Genomic DNA, 19,665 nt, shown 5'->3' on the forward strand with positions numbered 1-19,665 from the left:
TGTGGCAGGTCCGTTCGGGTCCCGGTCGCCTGCTCCATTCGTGCACGTTACTCCCAAGTATCGATGATCGATCGCCGGGGTGGGTGCATGCTGTGCCGCGGAGACGATCCGTGAGGGCGCGGATCCGCAGCGTACGAGGATGTGCAATGGGGCGGTTGTCACGGCGGGCTTTCACGGGGGCGGCGCTGTCCCTGTCGGTCCTGTCCACCGGGGCGGCGGCCGCCCCACGGTACCCGCGGGCGAGCGTCGAGATGCGGGGAATGTGGCTGGCGACCGTGTTCAACAGAGACTGGCCGGCGCGTCCCGGGCTGTCGGCGTCCGTCCAGCGGGCCCAGCTGCGCGAGCGCCTGGACGCGGCGGTACGGCGCGGGCTGAACACCGTCTTCTTCCAGGTCCGCCCCACGGCCGACGCGATGTGGCCCTCGCCGTACGAGCCCTGGTCCCAGTACCTCACCGGGACGCAGGGCAGGGATCCCGGCTGGGACCCGCTGGGCACGGCCGTCCAGGAGGCGCACGCCCGCGGGCTCGAGCTGCACGCCTGGTTCAACCCCTACCGGGTCGCCACCCACACCGACCGGTCCCGGCTCGCCGCGTCGCATCCCGCACGCAGGCACCCCGAGTGGACCGTGGCGTACGGCGGTCAGCTCTACTACAACCCCGGGCTGCCCGCTGTCCGCGCCTTCGTCGAGAACGCGATCCTCGACGCCGTGCGCCGCTATCCGGTCGACGGCGTCCACTTCGACGACTACTTCTACCCGTATCCGGTCGCCGGCCAGACGTTCGGGGACGCCGCGGCGTTCGCGGCCTACGGCGGCGGCTTCACCAGCCGGGCCGCCTGGCGCCGCCACAACATCGACCTCCTGGTGCGGGAGACCGCGGCCCGCGTACGGCAGATCCGGCCCGCCGCCCGTTTCGGGGTCAGTCCCTTCGGTGTGTGGCGCAATGCCGCGACCGACTCCCGTGGTTCGGCGACGCGGGCAGGTGTGCAGACGTACGACGACCTGTACGCGGACACCAGGACATGGGTGCGCTCGGGCTGGCTCGACTACATCTGCCCCCAGCTGTACTGGAACATCGACTACAGCCCCGCCGACTACGCGGAGCTCGTCCGCTGGTGGGCAGGGGTCGCCGCGGGCACGTCCGTGGGGCTGTACCTGGGTGAGGCGCTGTACAAGGCCGGTGACCCGGCCCAGCCCGCCGCCTGGCGGAGCCCGGCGGAACTCTCCCGGCACCTCACCCTGGCCAAGCGGTACCCGCAGGTGGGCGGGCACGTCTTCTTCGCCGCCAAGGAAGTCGCGGAGGATCCGATCGGGGCGATGTCGAGGGTGACGGCCGACCACTACCGGCAGCCGGCGAAGCCACCACGGTGACTCCCCGCCCTCATCATTGACCGATCGGCTGTTCCAGTTCCCTGTGGCGGATCTCGGTGTCGGGGCCGGGCGAGCACACACCTTCGTGCCCGTCCTGGAAGCGGACGCGGTACGGCGGGTTGCCGTTCGTCCCCATCACCTCGACGATCTCGCCGATCTTGTCGTGCTGCCCGACGATCCTGCCGTGCTGCACAAGCTTGTCGCCCACAGTTGCGCGCATCTGGGGCCTCCTCGTCACGTGCGGGAGTATCGGTCCGTGGCCGTGGGTCCACGGCCTGGTTGCGCCGGCCGACCCTGTCCGTGCACCCCACCCGGTCAGTCACGCGCCCTCTGGGTGACCGCGATACAGATCAGCACCGCGGCCGCCGTGAGCGGCGCGGCCGGAGTGAGATGCTCGCCGAGGAGCAGTACCGACCACACCAGTGTGAGCAGCGGCTGCGCCAGCTGCAACTGGCTGGCCTTGGGTATACCGATCGCGGCCATGCCCCGGTACCAGACGACCAGCCCCAGGAACTGCGAACCCGCCGCCACCCACAGCAGCCCCGCCAGGCCGTGCACGGTGAGGTGGACCGGCTCGTACGCCAGGGCCACGATCGCACCCGGCAGCGTGAGCGGCAGGCAGAGCACCAGCGCCCAGCCGATGACCTGCCAGCCGGGCATGACCCGGGCCAGCCGGCCGCCCTCGGTGTAACCGGCGGCGCAGACGAGGAGCGCGCCGAAGAGGTAGGCGTCCGCCCCCGTCAGAGTGCCGCCGCTCTGCTGCACGGTGAAGCCGATGACGGCGGCGGCGCCGGCCAGCGCCGCGAGCCAGAACGTCCGGGACGGCCGGTTGCCGACGCGCAGCGCGGAGAACAGGGCGGTGGTCAGGGGGAGCAGCCCCACGACCACGGCGGCGTGCGCGGTGGTCGAGGTCTCGAGGGCGAGGGTGGTCAGCAGCGGGAAACCGAGCACGACACCGGCCGCGACCACGGCTAGCCCCGCCCGGTGCTGCCGTGCGGGAAGCGGGACGCGCAGCGCGAGCAGACATCCGCCCGCGATGATCGCGGCCAGCACGCTGCGCAGACCGATGAGCGTCCACGGCCCGAAGCCCTCGAGCCCCCAGGCGGTGGCGGGGAAGGTGAGCGAGAAGGCGAGGACCCCGAGTCCCGCCTGGAGCACGCCGGCCCGCCGGCGGGGGGACCGTTCGCCCGGTCCGGTACGGGCCGGGGTGCGGGCGGCGGGGGGCGCGATGCCGGGGCCCGACTCGGCCGCTATCGACGTGTACGCGGTAGCGCTATCCTCTGCTTTCATGCATGAGCGTAGCAGTGTGGGTGAACTCGCGGAACATCTGCGAACCGAGGTGAAGCGCTACTCTCCGGGTGAGAAGCTGCCGTCGAGCCGTGCGCTCGTCGAGCGGTTCCGGGTGAGCCCGGTGACCGTGTCGCGCGCGCTTGCCCAGCTGACCGCCGAGGGGATCGTGGTGACGCGGCCCGGGGCCGGCGCGTTCCGGGCCGAGCCCCGGGCCGTCGCCCGGGAGGTCGGGGACACCTCCTGGCAGGAGGTCGCCCTCAGCGCGGACGCCTCCGCCGAACTCGTGCCGCGCAGCGTCGACGCCTCGGGGGTGCTGACCTCGCTGGCCGCCCCGCCCGCCGGGGTCGTCGAGTTCAACGGCGGCTATCTGCATCCCGTGCTCCAGCCAGAACGCGCCATGGGCGCGGCTCTGTCGCGGGCCGGCCGCCGGCCGGGTGCCTGGGCCCGGCCGCCCATGGAGGGGATCGCGGAGCTGCGCGAGTGGTTCGCACGGAGCATAGGCGGTGCGGTCACCACGGCGGACGTGCTGATCTCGGCGGGCGGCCAGTCCGCGCTCACCACCGCGCTGCGGGCGCTGGCGCCACCGGGCGCGCCGGTTCTGGTCGAATCGCCCACATACCCCGGAATGCTCGCGATCGCACGCGCGGCCGGGCTCCGGCCGGTGCCCGTCCCGGTCGACGCGGACGGGGTGAAACCGGCCCTGCTTGCGGACGCGTTCCGGGCGAGCGGCGCCCGGGTCTTCGTCTGCCAGCCGCTGTTCCAGAACCCGACCGGTGCCGTCCTCGCGCCGGAGCGCCGCCGCGAGGTGCTGCGCATCGCGCGGGACGCCGGCGCGTTCGTGATCGAGGACGACTTCGTGCGCCGCCTGGTGCACGAGGACGCGGGGCCCCTGCCGCCGCCGCTCTCCGCCGAGGATCCCGAGGGCGTCGTCGTGCACGTCAGCTCGCTCACCAAGGCGACCTCGCCGAGCTTCCGGGTCGGTGCCCTCGCCGCCCGCGGTCCGGTCCTCGAGCGGCTGCGTGCCATCCAGATCGTCGACACGTTCTTCGTGCCGCGTCCGCTGCAGGAGGCGGCACTCGAACTCGTCGGCTCGCCCGCCTGGCCGCGGCATCTGCGGGCCGTCTCCGCGGAGTTGAGGAGCCGCCGGGACGCGATGACCGCCGCGCTGGGCCTGCGTCTGCCCGAACTGGCGCTGCCGCACGTCCCGTCGGGCGGCTACCACCTCTGGGTGCGACTGCCCGACGGCGCCGACGAGCCCGCCCTCGTCGCGGGCGCCCTGCGTGCGGGAGTGGCGGTCACCCCCGGGCGCCCCTACTTCAGTGCCGAACCTCCGGCGGCCCACCTCCGGTTGAGCTTCGCGGCGGTGGCGGGCGCCGGGGAGATCGCGGAGGGGGTGCGGCGTCTGCGGAGCGCCTGCGACGAGGTACTTCCGCACCGCGCCGGCGGAACGAGCGCAGCGGGATGACGCGTCGTGCGCCGTCCGGGGCTTCGGCGCACGAGCCCGAAAACCGCTCGACAGCACCCGTGTGGCCTGCGATTCTCGCGCCATGACCGACGCGCCGCGCCTTCCCGACGGGTACGAGTTCTCCGCCGATCCCGCCCGTATCGACGTCGACCGCACGCATCGCTGGCTGTCGACCGACGCGTACTGGGCGCTCGACCGGCCCCGTGAACAGCATGAGCGCGCGGTCGCGAAATCCCTCAACTTCGGGGTGTACGAGGCCGCTTCCGGAGCCCAGGTGGCCTACGCACGCGTGGTGACCGACGAGGCGCTGTTCGCCTGGCTCTGCGATGTTTACGTCGACCGTCAGGCGCGCGGCAAGGGCATCGGCACCGCCCTGGTCGGCGCGGTGCGCGAGCACCTCGCACCGTTCGGGCTGCGCCGCGTCCTGCTCGCCACGGAGGACGCGCACGGCGTCTACGCCCAGCACGGTTTCGAGCCGCTCGACAGGCCGGACCAGTGGATGGTGCTCTGGCTCGACCGCTCGGGCCGGGGCGCACGTCAAGGTCTCGACACCTTTGGTCACTCCTGAGTAACGTCCCTTGACCTGCCCACTTGGGCGGCACACGATCGCCGCATGCATCTTCGGGTCACGTTCGTCGCCGCGGCGCGCAGCTCCTCGCTGCTCGCGGAGCGCTTCGAGGACGACCGGCCGCTGGACCAGGCCGGCTGGGACGAAGTGCAGCGTGCAGCCGGGGACCTGGTGCCGCTGGCGGCTGCCGAGCTGCGCTACTGCTCGCCGACCCCGCGGAGCCGGGCGACCGGGGACGCGCTCGGATACGCCCCACTGGTGCAGCCGGCGCTGCGGGACTGCAGCATGGGCCGCTGGCGCGGACTCACGCTGGGCGAGGCGATGGCCCGGGAGCCGGCGGCGGTGGACGCCTGGCTCGCCGATCCCCGCTCCGCGCCGCACGGCGGAGAGCCCCTGATGTCCTTCATCTCCCGGGTGGGCGGCTGGCTGGAGACCCGTCCGGTCGAGGACGGCAGCCGTATCGTCGCCGTGACGGAGCCGTCGGTGGTGCGGGCGGCGCTCGTCTACGCGTTGCGGGCACAGCCGTCGGCGTACTGGAACATCGATGTGCGCCCCCTGTCGACGGTCACGCTCGCGGGCCGCAACGGACGCTGGAACCTCCGGCTGGAGGCTCCGTCACAGGGACGGGGCTGACTCCAGCCGCTCGCGCGTGTAGTCGGTGGTCAGGACGAGGGACTTCGCGGGCCCGCCGACCCGCCAGACCGTCCGCCAGCGGTCCTCGTCGTGGACCGTGAACTCGCCCCGGTAGAGGTCCGCGGCGCACGGATGCTCGGCGACATGGCGGCCGCTCGTGAGGTCGAGGTCGTGGAACGGGCGGCCGTCGGCGAACCGCACCTGAGAGGCACCCGCTGAAGGCCCGGGCAGGAACCACAGCGTCCGCTCGGCCGGACGCGGGGTGCCCTGCCACACGAACGTGCCCGACTCGTGGTGCAGCAGCCCGTCCCCGCCGTCCTTCGGAGGCGAGAACAGGGTGGTCCCGTCGAAGCGGCCCTCCTCGCCGCTCGCGAGGTCCCGCACGGTGCGCTCCACGCGCCAGCGCCCGGCGAGATGGGCCAGCAGGTCCCGCACGGGCCAGAACTCACGATCCACCATGCGTTCGACCCTACGTCCCGCACCGCCGTGCCCGGCACGGAGCCGGCCCTCCCATCAGACGGAGGGAGCGGCCGGCTCCTGCGGGGACCGGCCTCCGAGCGGCAGCAGCCCGCGCTCGGCGAAGACCTGCTTCGCGGCGAATGTCGCGTTCAGCGCCCTGGGCATGCCGCAGTAGACCGCCGAGTGGAGCAGGGCCTCCACGATCTGCTCAGGCGTGAGACCCACGTTGAGTGCCGCGTTGACGTGCACGTCCAGCTGGGCCTCGCAGCCGCCGAGCGCGGTCAGCATGCCCAGCGTCACCAACTGGCGGTCGCGCGGGGCGAGCTCCGGCCGGTCGTAGACGTCCCCGAAGGCCCAGGCGACGATCTGGTGGCCGAGCTCCGGGCTGACGTCGGCGAGCGCGTCCACGACCCGCTGTCCGGCTCGGCCGTCGACCAGCTTCAGGACCTCCAGCCCATGGGCGAAACGTTCTTCACGAGAGGTGCTCGCGTTCATGCCGGTCCATCCGTCCCCGGCTGCCCTTCGAGCAGCCGTTCATAGTGGTCGATCTTGTCGTCCAGCGCGGCCGCGTTGCGGCGCAGGGCTCGGATCCGCCGCGCCACCCCGGCACGGTGCTCCCGGAGCATCGCCAGCCGGTCGGCGACCGTGGCCTCGCCCCGGGCGCGCAGTCCGGCGAAGCGTTGCATCTCGGCGATCGGCATCCCCGTCTCGCGCAGCCTCAGCACGAACTCCAGCCAGGCGAGATCGGCGGCCGCGTAACGCCGCTGGTTGCCGCCGGTCCGGCCGACCCGCTCGATCAGGCCGGCCTTCTCGTAGTAGCGTGTCGTGTGTGAGGCCGGTGCGCTCGGCGACCTGGGCGATGGTGAGGGTCGGCTCCCCGTCGGGGGTGGCAGGCTCCGCGCTGGTCATGGACAAGACCGTAGGACCTGGAGCGCGCTCCAGGTCAAGTGCTCCCGTCCGTCATCCCCCGAAGTAGGCCTGAGCTGCGCGGACTCCCTCGACCAGGGCATCCACCTCATCGGGCGTGTTGTACACGTAGAAGGTCGCCCGGGTCGTCGCCGGGATTCCGTAGCGGCGCACGATCGGGCGGGCGCAGTGGTGACCCACGCGGACCGCGACACCCCGTTCGTCCAGGACCTGGCCGACGTCGTGGGGGTGGATGCCGTCGACCGTGAACGACACGGCCGATCCTCGGTCGGTGAGGTCCCGGGGGCCGACGATGCCTACGCCCGGGATCTCGCCCAGCAGGTCCAGGGCGCGGGCGGTGAGGCGGTCCTCGTGCGCGGCCACCGCGTCCATGCCCAGCGCTCGGAGGTAGTCCACCGCTGCCGCGAGGCCGACCGCCTGAGCCGTCATCGGCACACCCGCCTCGAAGCGCTGGGGCGGCGGCAGGAAGGTGGTGCGATCCATCTCGACGATCTCGATCATCGACCCGCCGGTCAGGAAGGGCGGGAGGGCGGCGAGGAGCTCGCGCCGGCCCCACAGCACGCCGACGCCGCTCGGGCCCAGCATCTTGTGCCCCGAGAAGGCGAGGAAGTCGGCACCCAGTTCACCCACGTCGACCGGCCGGTGGGGCACCGACTGGGCCCCGTCGACCACGACGAGCGCACCGAACGCGTGAGCCCGGTCGGCGAGCGCCCGTACGGGGTTGATGGTGCCGAGGACGTTGGACTGGTGCGCGAGGGCGAGCACCTTGGTGCGCTCGTCCAGGAGTTCGTCGACCCGGGAGAGGTCGAGACGCCCGTCGTCGGTGAGACCGAACCAGTCCAGCGTCGCCCCGGTGCGCTCGGCGAGCTGCTGCCAGGGCACCAGGTTGGCGTGGTGCTCCATCTCCGTCACCACGATCCGGTCGCCCGGTCCGAGCCTGCGGTCGTTGCCCAGGGCGTACGCGACGAGGTTGATGCCCTCGGTGGTGTTCTTGGTGAAGACCACCTCGTCGTCGGCGGCTCCGATGAACCGGGCGACGGTCTGCCGGGCGTTCTCGTACGCGTCCGTCGCCTCTCCCGCCAGCTGGTGCGCGCCGCGGTGCACGGCGGCGTTGTGCCGGAGGTAGAAGTCCCGCTCGGCGTCCAGGACCTGGAGGGGCTTCTGTGTGGTGGCACCGGAGTCCAGGTAGACGAGGCGGGCACCGCCCTCGACCGTCCGTTCCAGGATCGGGAAGTCCTTGCGCAGGGCGTCCACGTCGAAGGTCACGGCCTCTCACCTCTCACGCTGTCTGTTGCGATTCTCCGTGAGAAACGCTAGGTCTCCTCACGGAGAATCGCAAGCATTAACATGAGGGCGTGGATCACGACAGCCCTGTCTACCTGCACCAGCTCCCGGTCCCCGGGGAGGAGCGTTATGCCTCCCTGGCGCTGGTCAACACGCGTTTCACCATCAGCCACGGCCCTGTCGACCTGCTCGACGGCACGGAGGCCGCGCATCTGTGGCTCGTCCGGCACGGGCTGCTGCCGGACAGGGTCGCGCTGAACGGCAGGCAGTCCGGACGGCTGCTGGGCCTGCGCGAGGCGCTGCGCGCGCTGTTCCAGGCCCGCGAGGCCCACGGGATCCCCTCGGCGCAGGACCTCGCGACCCTGAACGCCGCCCTGGCGGCGGCGCCCGCCACCCCCCGGCTGGCGTGGACGGCCGACGGCCCGCACCGCTGCGACGAGCCGGACGCCGGCAACCCGGCGGCCGCCGCGCTGTCCGTGCTGGCGGAGGACGCCACCGAACTGCTCACCGGCTCCGAGGCCGACCAGCTCACCGAGTGCGCCGCGCAGGGCTGTGCCCGCTGGTTCCTGCGCTCGCACGGAGCGCGGCGCTGGTGCACGACGAAGTGCGGCAACCGGGTACGGGCGGCACGGGCCTACGCGGCGCGCAAGGCGCGCTGACCAATCCCCGGCGGTCGGATTTCATTCACCCGCAATTCATGTGTGGAGCGACTTTCCTTTTCCTTGCGGTGAGGGTGTGCATCGGCTCGGGCGAGCGCTTTCGGAATTTGTCCCACCACTTTCCGGAGGCGGCACAACCTTTCGGAATCAACGCCCGTCTCAGCTGGCGAAATGAGACACGCGGGGGAGGCACGCCCCCGGACCGGGACGCCCTGCGTCCCACGCTTTCAGGGGGCTCGCCAAGAAATGCATCGCTCGACCCTGCCCACGGCCGCCGTACCGGCGTCGCCCCCGGCGCCGAGTGGCACGCATCACGGGACCTCGCCGCGACGTCCGGACAGGAACTGGATGTGAAACCGACAACCCGGCCGGAGCCGAGGACCGGGACCGTGCACGGTGACAAGGCGCCGTCCGTGCCCGCGCAACGCCGGCCCAGCGAGCCCGCCTCGACGACCGGACGCCCTTGGCGGCTCCGGCTGCCGACCGGGCCGAGGCAGTCCGCCGCCCTGCTGGCCGCTGCCCTCACCGTCACGGTGTTCTGCGCGGCCGGCGCCGTCGCCCGCAGCTTCCCCTTCGGGCCCCGCACCCGCAGCATCAACGACATGGGCAACCAGTACGTGCCCTACCACGCCCATCTGTGGGACCTGCTGCACGGAAGGGCCGACGGCGGAATCCTCGTCAACTGGCAGTCCGGTTTCGGCGCCAGTTTCCTGCCCGACCTCGGCACCTATCTGACCAGCCCCTTCGCCCTGCTGGTCGCCGTGTTCCCGCGGGACGGGATCGACCTCGCGGTGTACGTGATCACCGTGCTCAAAACGGCGACGGCCGGCGCCGTCATGGCCTGGCTGCTGCTCCGTCTGCGGTCCGGCCGCTGGTGGGCCGCGGGACTGCTGGGCGCCTCCTACGCCCTGTGCGGCTGGAGCGTGGCGGACGCGTCGTACAACCCGATGTGGCTCGACGGCCTCATCGGCCTGCCCCTGTTGTGCCTGGTCGGCGAGTGGGCGCTGAACGGGCGGCGCCGGCTCCCCGGTGTGCTCCTGGTCGCCCTCGTGTGGATCGCCAACTTCTACACGGGATACATGGCCACCATCGGCGCCGCTGTGGTGCTACTGGTCCGGCTGCTCCTCGCCGGACTCACCCGCCGGCAGGCGCTGGCCGCAGCGGGCCGGGCCGCCCTCACCTTCGCCCTCGGCATGGGCCTGGCCGCGCCGCTGGTGACGGTGGTGTACTTCGGGACCAAGCACGCCTCGCCCGGCAGGTTCACCGGGTTCGAACCCGTGGCGGGCCAGGACCTGCTGGCCCGGCTGCTGCCGACGACGTACAGCTTCGGTACACCGGCCGTGTACGTGGGCATCACGGCACTGGTGCTCGCCCTCGCCCTGCCGTTCCACCGGGCGGTGCCCTGGCGGGTGCGCGCCGGATGGACGGTGTCGGTGATCGCGGTGACGCTGTCGATGCAGTGGACGCCGACCCATCTGTTCTGGCACGCCTTCACCACCCCGCAGGGCAGTCCGTACCGCGAGGCCTTCGTGCTGTGCGCGCTGCTCGTCATCGCCGCCTGGTACGCCCTCTCGTACGGGCCGCCCGACCGGCGCGCCCTGATCGCCGCGAGCGTGCTGCTGGCACTGATCACGGCTCTCGCGAGCCGCAGCGGCCTGGTCCGTTCCTTCGCGTGGCCGGTGCTCGCGCTCGCCGCCGCGGGCACGCTTGCCGGACTGGCCCTCTACGCCGGGACACAACGCGGGCGACTCGCCACGGGCGGGCACCGCGCCCTGCTCGTCGGCTGCGCCGTGGCGCTGCTCGTCTGCACGCAACTCGGGGAGACCACGGCCACCACCGCCGCGGCCACCCGGATGCGGCTCTCGCGCATGGACGACTACGCCCCCTGGGGGGCGCGCCAGCAGGAGCAGTCGGAGGCGATCGAGAAGGCCGACGGCTGGCCCCGGTACCGCACAGACCCGGGCCGGGAGCAGACGGTCGGCAACGACCCGATGCTGCTGGGCGGCCAGGGTGCCCAGTACTACAGCAGCCACACCTCCGACGTCCTCAGCACCCTGATCACGGAGCTCGGGGGCGGCTGGACCTCGCGGGGGCGCAATCTGCAGAGCATCGACAACGCCGTCACGGACGTGATCTTCTCCGTCGGCGCGCGGGTGCACTCCCCGCCCGACCCGCATCAGAACTGGTTCCCGCAGGACGGGAGCCATGTGTACGTGACCCGCCAGGACGTGCCGCCCCTGGTCACGGTGCGGCCGTCGGTGCCCGCCGGCACACGCACGGACACGTCCTCGTTCGGACCGTCGCCCTACCGCAACCAGGAACTGCTGCTGGGCGCCCGGGTCTACGCGGTGCCCCGCATCACGGTGCGCGACGCCGCCGGCGAGCCGCTGGACCGAAGAGCGGCCGAGCGCCGGGGTCTGCGCCTCGACGCGGTGCCCGCCGGGAACGCCGTGCCGAGGCCGACGGTCACGGCCGACTGCCGGGCCGGCAGCGAGGTCTATCTGTGGGCCCCGGACTTCTCGGGAACCGCACGGCTCGGCGGCACTCAGGCCCCCGCACTGACCGGGCGGTTCCGGTCCGACCACGGAGTCACCAAGATCGCCGCCATGGAGCGCCTCGGGCGGGTCCCGGCATCCGGGCACCTCCGGATCGAGCTGTCTCCCGACCGGACGAGCCTTGTGCCGGACGGCGCGGTCGGATGCCTGGACACCACGGCGCTGGACGGGGTCGTCCAGCGGCTCAAGGCCACCGGTGCCCGCCGGCTGACCGTCTCCGACGGCACCGTCCGGGCCGAACTGCCGGCCGGCACCACCGGGACGGCGGTCGTGGCGGCCCCCCGGATCGCGGGGTGGCGTTGTGCGACCGGTGACGGTCCCGCCACCCCGGCAGGGGAGTACCACGGGCTGATCGCCGTCCCCCTCGACGGTTCCTCGACCAGCCTCACATGTACGTTCCACCCGCCGGGCCTGCGGCTGGGCTCGGCCGTCGGCGGTGTGACGCTCTTGACCCTGGTCGCGCTCACCGCTCTCCCCGCCGTCCGCCGACGACGTGCGGCGGTCACCACGAATTGACGCGTTCCTTCCTTGTGTGCGCCGTGAATGCGTGGCCGGTTCCGGGACGGTTTCCCGACTTCTCGGCGGTAGGGGCCATCGATCTCGTTCCACGTCCATGGCTTTGTTCGGTGTTCCCTTTTTGTTGACCTGTTTCTCGGCAGGCCTCCGTCCTCCGTTGGGGCCGGATCTGTTTTCCTGAACGCGGGGTCCATCCGGGGGAGCGGCCGCGGTGGCGTCAATTCCACGCCACCGCCCCCGACCAGGCCGCACCCCCGGTGACTCCCGTCTTTCGCAGGCTTGAGAAGCCGTTGCCCGCCCCGCGGCGCACGACCGGACCCCATCGCCGGAATTGCATAAACGTGCAACGCAACGTATAGTCATGCCATCCAGGAGGAGGGTTCATGACGGTACGTGCGGCGGTGGCCGGAGCCAGCGGCTACGCGGGTGGGGAGTTGCTGCGTCTGCTTCTGGCGCATCCCGGGATCGAGATCGGCGCCCTGACCGGGAACTCCAACGCCGGGCAGCGGCTCGGCGCGCTCCAGCCGCATCTGCTGCCCCTGGCCGATCGCATGCTGGAGGAGACCACGCCCGAGGCGCTCGCCGGACATGACGTCGTCTTCCTCGCACTGCCCCACGGGCAGTCGGCGGCCGTCGCCGAGCAGCTCGGTCCGGACGTGCTCGTGATCGACATGGGTGCCGACTTCCGGCTGAAGGACGCGGCCGACTGGGAGAGGTTCTACGGCAGCCCGCACGCCGGGACCTGGCCCTACGGCCTCCCCGAACTGCCGGGTGCCCGCGCTGCGCTGGAGGGGTCCAAGCGCATCGCGGTACCCGGTTGCTACCCGAGCGCCGTCTCGCTCGCGCTCTTCCCCGCCTACGCCGCGGGACTCGCCGAGAACGAGGCCGTGATCGTCGCCGCCTCCGGCACCTCGGGAGCCGGCAAGGCGCCCAAACCGCATCTGCTCGGCAGCGAGGTCATGGGGTCGATGTCGCCGTACGGCGTCGGCGGGGTGCATCGGCACACCCCCGAGATCGTCCAGAACCTCGGCGCGGCCGCGGGCGGTGCCGTGGCCGTCTCCTTCACACCGACGCTCGCCCCGATGCCGCGCGGCATCCTCGCCACCTGCACCGCCAGGGCGAAGCCGGGTGTCACGGCGGAGTCGGTCCGCGCCGCCTACGAGAAGGCGTTCGCCGACGAGCCCTTCGTCCATCTCCTGCCGCAGGGGCAGTGGCCCGCCACCGCGTCCGTCCACGGTTCCAACGCCGTTCAGCTGCAGGTCGCATACGACGCCGCCGTGCACCGCATCATCGCGATCAGCGCCATGGACAACCTGACCAAGGGCACCGCGGGCGGTGCCGTCCAGAGCATGAACATCGCCCTCGGCCTCGACGAGACCACCGGGCTTTCCACGATCGGAGTCGCACCGTGAGCGTCACCGCCGCCCAGGGGTTCACCGCCTCGGGCATCGCCGCAGGCATCAAGGTGAGCGGCAACCCGGACCTGGCCCTCGTGGTCAACAACGGTCCCCGCCGTGCCGCCGCGGGCGTCTTCACCTCCAACCGCGTCAAGGCCGCTCCGGTGCTGTGGTCGGAGCAGGTGATCAAGGCCGGCCAGGTCTCCGCGGTCGTGCTCAACTCCGGCGGTGCCAACGCCTGCACGGGGCCCAAGGGCTTCCAGGACGCGCACGCCACGGCCGAGAAGGTCGCGGACGTCCTCGGCCGCGGAGCCATCGAGGTCGCCGTCTGCTCCACCGGACTCATCGGCGTCCCGCTCCCGATGGACGTGCTCCTGCCGGGGGTCGAGAAGGCCGCGGCCCAGCTGTCCGAGCACGGCGGTGAGAAGGCCGCCATCGCCATCAAGACCACCGACACCGTCCACAAGACGTCCGTGGTGACCGGCGACGGCTGGACCGTGGGCGGCATGGCCAAGGGGGCGGGCATGCTCGCACCGGGCCTGGCCACCATGCTCGTCGTGCTCACCACGGACGCCGACCTCGAGCCGGAGACCCTGGACGAGGCCCTGCGGGCGGCCTGCAGGGTGACCTTCGACCGCGTCGACTCCGACGGCTGCATGTCCACCAACGACACCGTGCTGCTGCTCGCCTCCGGCTCCTCCGGCATCGCCCCGGAGTTCGGGGACTTCGCCGAGGCCGTACGGGAGGTCTGTGCCGACCTCGGGCGGCAGCTCATCGGTGACGCCGAGGGCGCCAGCAAGGACATCAAGGTCGAGGTGGTGGGCGCCGCCTCCGAGGACGACGCCGTCGAGGTGGGCCGCTCCATCGCCCGCAACAACCTCCTCAAGTGCGCGATCCACGGCGAGGACCCCAACTGGGGCCGCGTCCTGTCGGCGATCGGCACCACGAAGGCCGCCTTCGAGCCCGACCGGCTCAACGTGGCCATCAACGGCGTCTGGGTATGCAGGAACGGCTCCGTGGGCGAGGACCGCGAGCTCGTCGACATGCGCTACCGAGAGGTGCACATCGTCGCCGACCTCGCCGCGGGCGCCGAGACCGCCACCATCTGGACCAACGACCTCACCGCCGACTACGTCCACGAGAACAGCGCGTACTCCTCATGAGCAACGGAACGACCCGTAAGCACACCGCGCTGCCCAAGGCCCAGATCCTCATCGAGGCGCTGCCCTGGCTGACCCGGCACCACGGCAAGACGATCGTCATCAAGTTCGGCGGAAACGCCATGGTGAACGAGGAGCTGAAGGCCGCCTTCGCCCAGGACGTCGTGTTCCTGCGGCACGCCGGCCTCAAGCCCGTCGTCGTGCACGGGGGCGGCCCGCAGATCAGCGCTGCCCTCGACCGGCACGGCATCGTCAGCGAGTTCAAGGCGGGTCTGCGCGTCACCACCGAGGAGGCCATGGACGTCGTGCGCATGGTGCTGGCCGGGCAGGTGCAGCGCGAGCTGGTCGGGCTGCTCAACCAGCACGGCCCGCTCGCCGTCGGCCTGACCGGCGAGGACGCGCACACCATCACCGCCACCAAGCACCATCCGCGGATCGACGGCGAACTGGTCGACATCGGGCGGGTGGGCGAGATCACCGCGATCGACACGGGCGCGATCGAGGCGCTGCTCGCCGACGGCCGTATCCCGGTCGTCTCGTCGATCGCCCGGAGTCAGGACGACGGACATGTCTACAACGTCAATGCTGATACGGCGGCTTCGGCACTCGCTGCGGCACTGGGCGCCGAAACCCTCATGGTCCTCACGGACGTCGAGGGTCTCTACGAGGACTGGCCCCACAGCGACGAGGTGATCAGCCGCCTCACGGCCTCCCAGCTGGAGAAGCTGCTGCCGGACCTGTCCTCCGGCATGGTGCCGAAGATGGAGGGCTGCCTGCACGCCGTGCGCAACGGCGTCAACACCGCCCGTGTCATCGACGGCCGGGTCCAGCACTCGATCCTGCTGGAGATCTTCACCGACGAGGGCATCGGCACGATGGTGCTGCCCGACAAGCACGAGGGGGACGACGCATGACGGGAACGACGGCCAACGAGGAGTTCACCCGGCGCTGGCAGGGCGCGCTCATGAACAACTACGGCACGCCGCGGCTCCCCCTCGTCCGCGGCGAGGGCGCAAGACTGTGGGACGCCGAGGGCACGGAGTACCTCGACTTCGTCGGCGGCATCGCGGTGAACGCGCTCGGTCACGCCCACCCCGCGGTCGTCGAGGCCGTCAGCACACAGATCGCCTCGCTCGGCCACGTCTCGAACCTGTTCATCGCCGAACCGCCCGTCGTTCTCGCCGAGCGTCTGCTCCAGCTCTTCGGCCGGGACGGCAAGGTGTTCTTCTGCAACTCCGGCGCCGAGGCCAACGAGGGTGCCTTCAAGATCGGCCGACTGACCGGGCGCACCCATATGGTCGCCACCGAGGGCGGCTTCCACGGCCGCACCATGGGCGCCCTCGCGCTCACCGGCCAGCCCGGCAAGCAGGAACCCTTCCTGCCGCTGCCCGGAGAGGTCACGCACGTCCCCTACGGCGACGCCCAGGCCCTGGCCGCCGCGGTCACCGAGGACACCGCTTTGGTGATCATCGAGCCGATCCAGGGCGAGAACGGGGTGGTCGTCCCGCCCGCCGGGTATCTGAAGGCGGCCCGGGCGATCACCGCCGCCACCGGGGCGCTGCTCGTCCTGGACGAGGTGCAGACGGGTGTCGGCCGCACCGGGCACTGGTTCGAGTACCAGGCCCATGAGGGTGTCCTGCCCGACGTGGTCACCCTCGCCAAGGGCCTCGGCGGCGGGCTCCCGCTCGGCGCCACCGTGGCCTTCGGCAGGGCCGCCGGACTGCTCCAGCCCGGACAGCACGGCACGACCTTCGGTGGCAATCCCGTCGCGTGCGCTGCCGGCCTCGCCGTTCTCGACACCATCGAGGCCGAGGGACTGCTGGAGAACGTGAAGCGTCAGAGCGAGCGGCTGCGGGACGGGATCGAGTCGCTCGGCCACCCGCTCGTCGGCCATGTCCGGGGCTCGGGCCTGCTCCTGGGTATCGTGCTCACCGAGCCGCTGGCGCAGCAGACGCAGCAGGCGGCTCAGGACGCCGGTCTCCTGGTGAACGCGCCCGCCCCGAACGTCGTACGGCTGATGCCGCCGCTGAACATCGGCGACGACGAGGTGGAGGTGTTCCTCCGGGCGCTCCCCGGCGTCCTCGACGCAGGCAACGGGGACGGACGATCCGGGGAATGAGACGACGATGAGCCAGGCGCAGGACCACGACGCGGCGGGGCCATCCGTGCCGCAGACCCGCACCGCACGCCACCGCCGGATCGTGGACATCCTCAACCGGCAACCGGTGCGATCCCAGAGCCAGTTGGCGAAGCTCCTCGCCGACGACGGGCTGAACGTCACCCAGGCGACGCTCTCCCGGGACCTGGACGAGCTGAACGCGGTGAAGATCCGCAACACCGACGGCGACCTCATCTACGCGGTCCCCAGCGAGGGCGGCTTCCGCACCCCGCGCGCGCCGCTCGGTGAGTCGGCCAAGGAGGAGCGGATGAGGCGCCTGTCCCAGGAACTGCTGATCTCCGCGGAGGCCTCCGCCAACCTCGTGGTCCTGCGTACGCCGCCCGGCGCGGCCCAGTTCCTCGCCTCGGCCATCGACCAGGCGGAACTGCACGACATCCTCGGCACCATCGCGGGCGACGACACGCTGCTGCTGATCAGCCGCGAGCCGAGCGGCGGCCAGGCACTGGCGGACCATCTGCTGAGGCTGGCGCAGAACCACCACTGAGCGGGAGAGGGGGCACACCGGACGGTGTGCCCTCAACCCAGCTGCCTGCCCGGTTCAGCCCAGACGCGCCGCCAGCCCACCCGTGCACCGCACCTCGTCACCCGCCGTGATGAGCAGGGCCTCCACGTCCGGCAGCGACTCCAGCCAGTCCAGGGCCTGCCGCGAACCCATCGCGAAGGCCGCCGTCGCCCAGGCGTCCGCCCAGATCAGCCGGGGACCCACCACGGTCACGGCCACCAGGTCGGTGACGGCCGCCCTGCCCGTGCGCGGATCCACGATGTGGGCGCCGCGCTCCGCTGTTCCCGAGGTGGCCACGGCGAGTTCGGCGGCGCCGGCGGCGGAGACCACCGCCGCGAGCCCGCCGGGGCGCAGCGGATCCGCGATCCCGACCCGCCAGGGCCGGTGCGGCCCGGGCACCCCGTACATCTGCACATCACCGCCGCCGTTGACACTCACCCCGTCGGCCCCGCTCGCCGCCAGGTGCCGCGCCGCGCGTTCGACGGCCCAGCCCTTCACGATCCCGGTAGGGTCGATCCGTCCCTCGTACCGTGTGCTGAACCAGCCGTCGCTGAGCCGCTCCGCCTCGGCGCCCGACGCGAGCACCTCGGCGACCTCCGGATCGCACTGCTCGAGGGTCACCTCGCCCCGGCCCAGTCGCGAGACCTGGCTGTCCGCCCGGTAGGTGCTGAACACCTCGTCCACACGGTGCAGCCCGGCGATCGCCTCCTCCAGCGCGGTCCGCACGGCCCCGGGCTCACCACCGCGCACGTCGAAGGAGACGACGGTGCCCATCACCTCTTCCGCGTGGCGCAGCGCGGACGGCACCCCCGCGGGGTCGGTCACCTGGTCGACCACTCAGCCACCGGCCTTGTCCAGCGCCGACTGCAACGACTGCCTGTACCCCGTGCTGGTGTAGGTCGCCCCGGAGACCGCGTCGATGTCCGCGCTCTGCGCGGCGACGGCCGCCTGGTTCAGCCGGGGTACGGCCAGGGCGGTCTTCTGGTCGCTGACCCCGCCCTTCGGCGCCTGTACGGCCTCGGCCGCGGTGATCCTGCCACCGCTCACCGTCAGGCGGACCTGGACGTTGCCGTACTGCGTCGTGGCCACATCGCCGGTGACGGTCCGTGCGCCCGTCTGCTGCCCGCTGCCGCCCTGCGGCGACTCCTGGGCCGCGGCGCTCCGCTGCGCGGTGACACCGCCCGCCGCCTGGGCCGATGCCGGGTCGGAGGCCGGCTTGAGCGCCAGCAGCAACACGATGCCCGAGACCGTCGCGGCGCCGGCGAGTACCGTACGCCGGACGGGGTGACTCTTCCTCATCGCTCCCAAAGCTCCTGACTCCCCGTCGCTCACATCTCGAACGACTCGTGATGGATACGGCGGGCAGGGACCCCCGCGCCGCGCAGTGCCTCGTACACCTGCTGTGCGAAGCCGGGCGGCCCGCACATGAAGACGTCGTGCCGATCGATGTCGGGCAGTTTGCGGCGCAGGGTGTCCGCGGAGATGTCGGGGCGTTCCCCCTCCGGGCTGTTGACCGCGTACATCAGCCGGGCGCCGCGTTCCTCGGCGATCTGCGCCAGCTCGTCCCACAGGGCCAGGTCCTGGGTGCTGTTGGCCCGGTAGAGCAGTGTCAGGTCGCCCGCGGCGCCGGGCAGCGTCTCGAACAGCGCCCGCATCGGGGTGATGCCCACGCCGCCCGCCACCAGCAGCACCTTGCCGCGGCTGCGCCGGTCGGCGGTGAGCGCCCCGTAGGGGCCCTCCGCCCACACCCGGGTGCCGGGTCGCAGATCGCGCAGCGCGGAGCTGTGGTCGCCGATCGCCTTGACCGTGATGCGCAGCATGTTGGGGCGCGGCGCCGCCGACAGCGAGTAGGGATGCGAGCTGAGGCGCATGCCGGGAGCGAGGAAGCGCCAGCGGAAGAACTGCCCGGCGGCCGCCCCCATGCGGTGCAGCTTCCGGCCGGTCATCAGGACCGAGACGATGCCGGGCGTCTCCTCGACGACGGCCTCGACCCGCAGCCGGTGGCGCATGTTGAGCCGGATCGGCGTGATGATCCGGTACCAGATCACCAGCGTGGTCACCGACCCGTACAGCACGTACCAGGCCGTCCGCGCCCACGCCTGCGCGACGAACTCGTTGCCGGTCGACAGCTGGTGCCAGAACGACAGGTAGGTGGCGGCGTAGGTGAGCAGATGGACGTGGTACCAGAGGTCGTAGGAGAGCCTGCGGCGGATCGGGCCGATCGAGATCAGGCCGATGAGGAGCAGCAGACCCGTGCCGATGGCGGCCTTGCCCACGTCCGGCAGTTGCTGCACCGAGTCGACGGTCTGCCGGACGATCCCGCCGAGCCCGGTCCCGGCCTGAAGGGCGTAGCCCCACATCGTCAGGAACAGATGGGCGAGGACGAGGCAGATGGTGTACCGGCCGGTCATCGCGTGCCAGCGGGCGACCCGGTCGGAACCGACCCGGCGCTCCAGCGCGGGCACGCGTGCCATCTGCAGTACGACCAGCGCCATCAGATACCCGGCAAGCAAGCCGGTGATGCGCCCCGCGTTCAGGATCCGGCCGGAGTTGTCGGCGATGGACGGGGTGTTCGTCCACCACATCCAGATGACGCCCGCCGCCCCCGCCCAGAGGGCGACCAGCAGCGGGACGGCAGGGGAGCGGCGTGGGCGGATGGCGCGCATCGTCTGGCGCCGCGCGGCGCGGCCACCGGCGATCG

The 19,665-nt window shown here is 72.0% G+C and carries 19 protein-coding genes and 2 pseudogenes; 11 read left to right on the forward strand and 10 right to left on the reverse strand.

Annotation, left to right across the window (positions count from 1 at the left end; genetic code table 11):
* Positions 1-146 precede the first annotated feature (146 nt).
* Entirely contained in the window at positions 147-1,370 is a 1,224-nt protein-coding gene (locus RCR19_RS30020; protein WP_331267970.1) for a family 10 glycosylhydrolase, read from the forward strand.
* 13 nt (positions 1,371-1,383) lie between these two features.
* Here the strand turns inward: RCR19_RS30020 and RCR19_RS30025 are convergent, their stop codons facing one another.
* Together RCR19_RS30025 and RCR19_RS30030 are read right to left on the reverse strand one after the other, a co-directional pair.
* The gene (locus RCR19_RS30025; RefSeq protein ID WP_059125636.1) at positions 1,384-1,590 is read right to left on the reverse strand and encodes a DUF1918 domain-containing protein; all 207 of its coding nucleotides are present in this window, start codon (positions 1,588-1,590) and stop codon (positions 1,384-1,386) included.
* 95 nt (positions 1,591-1,685) lie between these two features.
* The gene (locus RCR19_RS30030; protein WP_331267971.1) at positions 1,686-2,660 is read right to left on the reverse strand and encodes a DMT family transporter; all 975 of its coding nucleotides are present in this window, start codon (positions 2,658-2,660) and stop codon (positions 1,686-1,688) included.
* On the opposite strand from RCR19_RS30030, the gene RCR19_RS30035 reads away from it, so the two are divergent.
* The 3 genes from RCR19_RS30035 to RCR19_RS30045 all read left to right on the forward strand — a co-directional run bounded on the left by RCR19_RS30035 (position 2,659) and on the right by RCR19_RS30045 (position 5,326).
* A complete protein-coding gene (locus tag RCR19_RS30035; protein ID WP_331267972.1) occupies positions 2,659-4,125 on the forward strand; it encodes a PLP-dependent aminotransferase family protein in 1,467 nt (488 codons plus the stop codon). The genes RCR19_RS30030 and RCR19_RS30035 overlap by 2 nt on opposite strands.
* An 82-nt stretch (positions 4,126-4,207) precedes the next feature.
* Positions 4,208-4,693, forward strand: coding sequence for a GNAT family N-acetyltransferase (locus RCR19_RS30040; RefSeq protein ID WP_331267973.1), 486 nt, complete (start codon positions 4,208-4,210; stop codon positions 4,691-4,693).
* Between the two features lie 45 nt (positions 4,694-4,738).
* On the forward strand, positions 4,739-5,326 hold the full coding sequence (locus tag RCR19_RS30045) for a histidine phosphatase family protein (protein ID WP_331267974.1): 588 nt from the start codon (positions 4,739-4,741) through the stop codon (positions 5,324-5,326).
* Here RCR19_RS30045 and RCR19_RS30050 read toward each other — a convergent pair.
* From RCR19_RS30050 to RCR19_RS30070, 5 genes and pseudogenes are all read right to left on the reverse strand, one after another.
* Positions 5,309-5,785 carry a DUF6314 family protein gene (locus RCR19_RS30050; RefSeq protein ID WP_331267975.1) on the reverse strand — a complete coding sequence of 159 codons (477 nt, stop codon included), beginning with the start codon at positions 5,783-5,785 and terminating at the stop codon, positions 5,309-5,311. The two genes, RCR19_RS30045 and RCR19_RS30050, sit on opposite strands and share 18 nt — an antisense overlap.
* Positions 5,786-5,839: 54 nt before the next feature.
* The gene (locus RCR19_RS30055) at positions 5,840-6,280 is read right to left on the reverse strand and encodes a carboxymuconolactone decarboxylase family protein (RefSeq protein WP_331267976.1); all 441 of its coding nucleotides are present in this window, start codon (positions 6,278-6,280) and stop codon (positions 5,840-5,842) included.
* Positions 6,277-6,510: a MerR family DNA-binding protein gene (locus RCR19_RS30060; RefSeq protein WP_331267977.1), complete on the reverse strand. Its 234-nt coding sequence runs from the start codon at positions 6,508-6,510 to the stop codon at positions 6,277-6,279. Before RCR19_RS30060 ends, RCR19_RS30055 begins: the two co-directional genes overlap by 4 nt.
* A 12-nt stretch (positions 6,511-6,522) precedes the next feature.
* Positions 6,523-6,678 (reverse strand): annotated as a pseudogene (locus RCR19_RS30065) (MerR family transcriptional regulator); the annotation flags it as partial.
* A gap of 67 nt (positions 6,679-6,745) precedes the next feature.
* The gene (locus RCR19_RS30070) at positions 6,746-7,978 is read right to left on the reverse strand and encodes a cysteine desulfurase (protein ID WP_331267978.1); all 1,233 of its coding nucleotides are present in this window, start codon (positions 7,976-7,978) and stop codon (positions 6,746-6,748) included.
* An 89-nt stretch (positions 7,979-8,067) separates the two neighbouring features.
* Between RCR19_RS30070 and RCR19_RS30075 the strand changes: the two genes are divergently transcribed.
* The 7 genes from RCR19_RS30075 (at position 8,068) to RCR19_RS30105 (ending at position 16,946) form a co-directional block, all read left to right on the forward strand.
* Positions 8,068-8,655 carry an ABATE domain-containing protein gene (locus RCR19_RS30075; RefSeq protein ID WP_331267979.1) on the forward strand — a complete coding sequence of 196 codons (588 nt, stop codon included), beginning with the start codon at positions 8,068-8,070 and terminating at the stop codon, positions 8,653-8,655.
* A gap of 476 nt (positions 8,656-9,131) precedes the next feature.
* Positions 9,132-11,726, forward strand: coding sequence for a YfhO family protein (locus tag RCR19_RS30080; RefSeq protein ID WP_331269592.1), 2,595 nt, complete (start codon positions 9,132-9,134; stop codon positions 11,724-11,726).
* 383 nt (positions 11,727-12,109) lie between these two features.
* Complete coding sequence (gene argC, locus RCR19_RS30085) at positions 12,110-13,138, forward strand: N-acetyl-gamma-glutamyl-phosphate reductase (RefSeq protein WP_331267980.1); 1,029 nt, start codon at positions 12,110-12,112, stop codon at positions 13,136-13,138.
* Positions 13,135-14,286 carry a bifunctional glutamate N-acetyltransferase/amino-acid acetyltransferase ArgJ gene (gene argJ / locus RCR19_RS30090; RefSeq protein ID WP_331267981.1) on the forward strand — a complete coding sequence of 384 codons (1,152 nt, stop codon included), beginning with the start codon at positions 13,135-13,137 and terminating at the stop codon, positions 14,284-14,286. Before argC ends, argJ begins: the two co-directional genes overlap by 4 nt.
* Positions 14,283-15,197 carry an acetylglutamate kinase gene (gene argB / locus RCR19_RS30095; RefSeq protein ID WP_059125625.1) on the forward strand — a complete coding sequence of 305 codons (915 nt, stop codon included), beginning with the start codon at positions 14,283-14,285 and terminating at the stop codon, positions 15,195-15,197. The genes argJ and argB overlap by 4 nt, the downstream gene beginning before the upstream one ends.
* Positions 15,194-16,402, forward strand: coding sequence for an acetylornithine transaminase (locus tag RCR19_RS30100; RefSeq protein ID WP_331267982.1), 1,209 nt, complete (start codon positions 15,194-15,196; stop codon positions 16,400-16,402). Before argB ends, RCR19_RS30100 begins: the two co-directional genes overlap by 4 nt.
* Before the next feature lie 7 nt (positions 16,403-16,409).
* Positions 16,410-16,946, forward strand: coding sequence for an arginine repressor (locus tag RCR19_RS30105; protein ID WP_331267983.1), 537 nt, complete (start codon positions 16,410-16,412; stop codon positions 16,944-16,946).
* Positions 16,947-17,000: 54 nt separating this feature from the next.
* Here RCR19_RS30105 and RCR19_RS30110 read toward each other — a convergent pair whose 3' ends face one another.
* The 3 genes and pseudogenes from RCR19_RS30110 to RCR19_RS30120 all read right to left on the reverse strand — a co-directional run bounded on the left by RCR19_RS30110 (position 17,001) and on the right by RCR19_RS30120 (position 19,630).
* On the reverse strand, positions 17,001-17,738 hold the full coding sequence (locus tag RCR19_RS30110) for an FAD:protein FMN transferase (RefSeq protein ID WP_331269593.1): 738 nt from the start codon (positions 17,736-17,738) through the stop codon (positions 17,001-17,003).
* A gap of 72 nt (positions 17,739-17,810) precedes the next feature.
* A pseudogene (locus RCR19_RS30115) lies at positions 17,811-18,263 on the reverse strand (FMN-binding protein); the annotation flags it as partial.
* Positions 18,264-18,292: 29 nt separating this feature from the next.
* Positions 18,293-19,630 (reverse strand): ferredoxin reductase family protein, encoded by a 1,338-nt coding sequence (locus RCR19_RS30120; protein ID WP_331269594.1) that lies wholly within the window; start codon positions 19,628-19,630, stop codon positions 18,293-18,295.
* Positions 19,631-19,665: the final 35 nt, after the last annotated feature.

Source organism: Streptomyces sp. WAC07094 (assembly GCF_036320405.1).
Lineage (GTDB): Bacteria > Actinomycetota > Actinomycetes > Streptomycetales > Streptomycetaceae > Streptomyces > Streptomyces lannensis.

Excerpts from the sequence above, each read along its gene's own strand:
- RCR19_RS30020 (WP_331267970.1), top strand. The coding sequence starts at position 147 with ATGGGGCGGTTGTCACGGCGGGCTTTCACGGGGGCGGCGCTGTCCCTG.
- RCR19_RS30025 (WP_059125636.1), bottom strand. The coding sequence starts at position 1,590 with ATGCGCGCAACTGTGGGCGACAAGCTTGTGCAGCACGGCAGGATCGTC.
- RCR19_RS30035 (WP_331267972.1), top strand. The coding sequence starts at position 2,659 with ATGCATGAGCGTAGCAGTGTGGGTGAACTCGCGGAACATCTGCGAACC.
- RCR19_RS30030 (WP_331267971.1), bottom strand. The coding sequence starts at position 2,660 with ATGAAAGCAGAGGATAGCGCTACCGCGTACACGTCGATAGCGGCCGAG.
- RCR19_RS30040 (WP_331267973.1), top strand. The coding sequence starts at position 4,208 with ATGACCGACGCGCCGCGCCTTCCCGACGGGTACGAGTTCTCCGCCGAT.
- RCR19_RS30045 (WP_331267974.1), top strand. The coding sequence starts at position 4,739 with ATGCATCTTCGGGTCACGTTCGTCGCCGCGGCGCGCAGCTCCTCGCTG.
- RCR19_RS30050 (WP_331267975.1), bottom strand. The coding sequence starts at position 5,785 with ATGGTGGATCGTGAGTTCTGGCCCGTGCGGGACCTGCTGGCCCATCTC.
- RCR19_RS30055 (WP_331267976.1), bottom strand. The coding sequence starts at position 6,280 with ATGAACGCGAGCACCTCTCGTGAAGAACGTTTCGCCCATGGGCTGGAG.
- argC (WP_331267980.1), top strand. The coding sequence starts at position 12,110 with ATGACGGTACGTGCGGCGGTGGCCGGAGCCAGCGGCTACGCGGGTGGG.
- argB (WP_059125625.1), top strand. The coding sequence starts at position 14,283 with ATGAGCAACGGAACGACCCGTAAGCACACCGCGCTGCCCAAGGCCCAG.
- RCR19_RS30100 (WP_331267982.1), top strand. The coding sequence starts at position 15,194 with ATGACGGGAACGACGGCCAACGAGGAGTTCACCCGGCGCTGGCAGGGC.
- RCR19_RS30105 (WP_331267983.1), top strand. The coding sequence starts at position 16,410 with ATGAGCCAGGCGCAGGACCACGACGCGGCGGGGCCATCCGTGCCGCAG.
- RCR19_RS30110 (WP_331269593.1), bottom strand. The coding sequence starts at position 17,738 with ATGGGCACCGTCGTCTCCTTCGACGTGCGCGGTGGTGAGCCCGGGGCC.
- RCR19_RS30120 (WP_331269594.1), bottom strand. The coding sequence starts at position 19,630 with ATGCGCGCCATCCGCCCACGCCGCTCCCCTGCCGTCCCGCTGCTGGTC.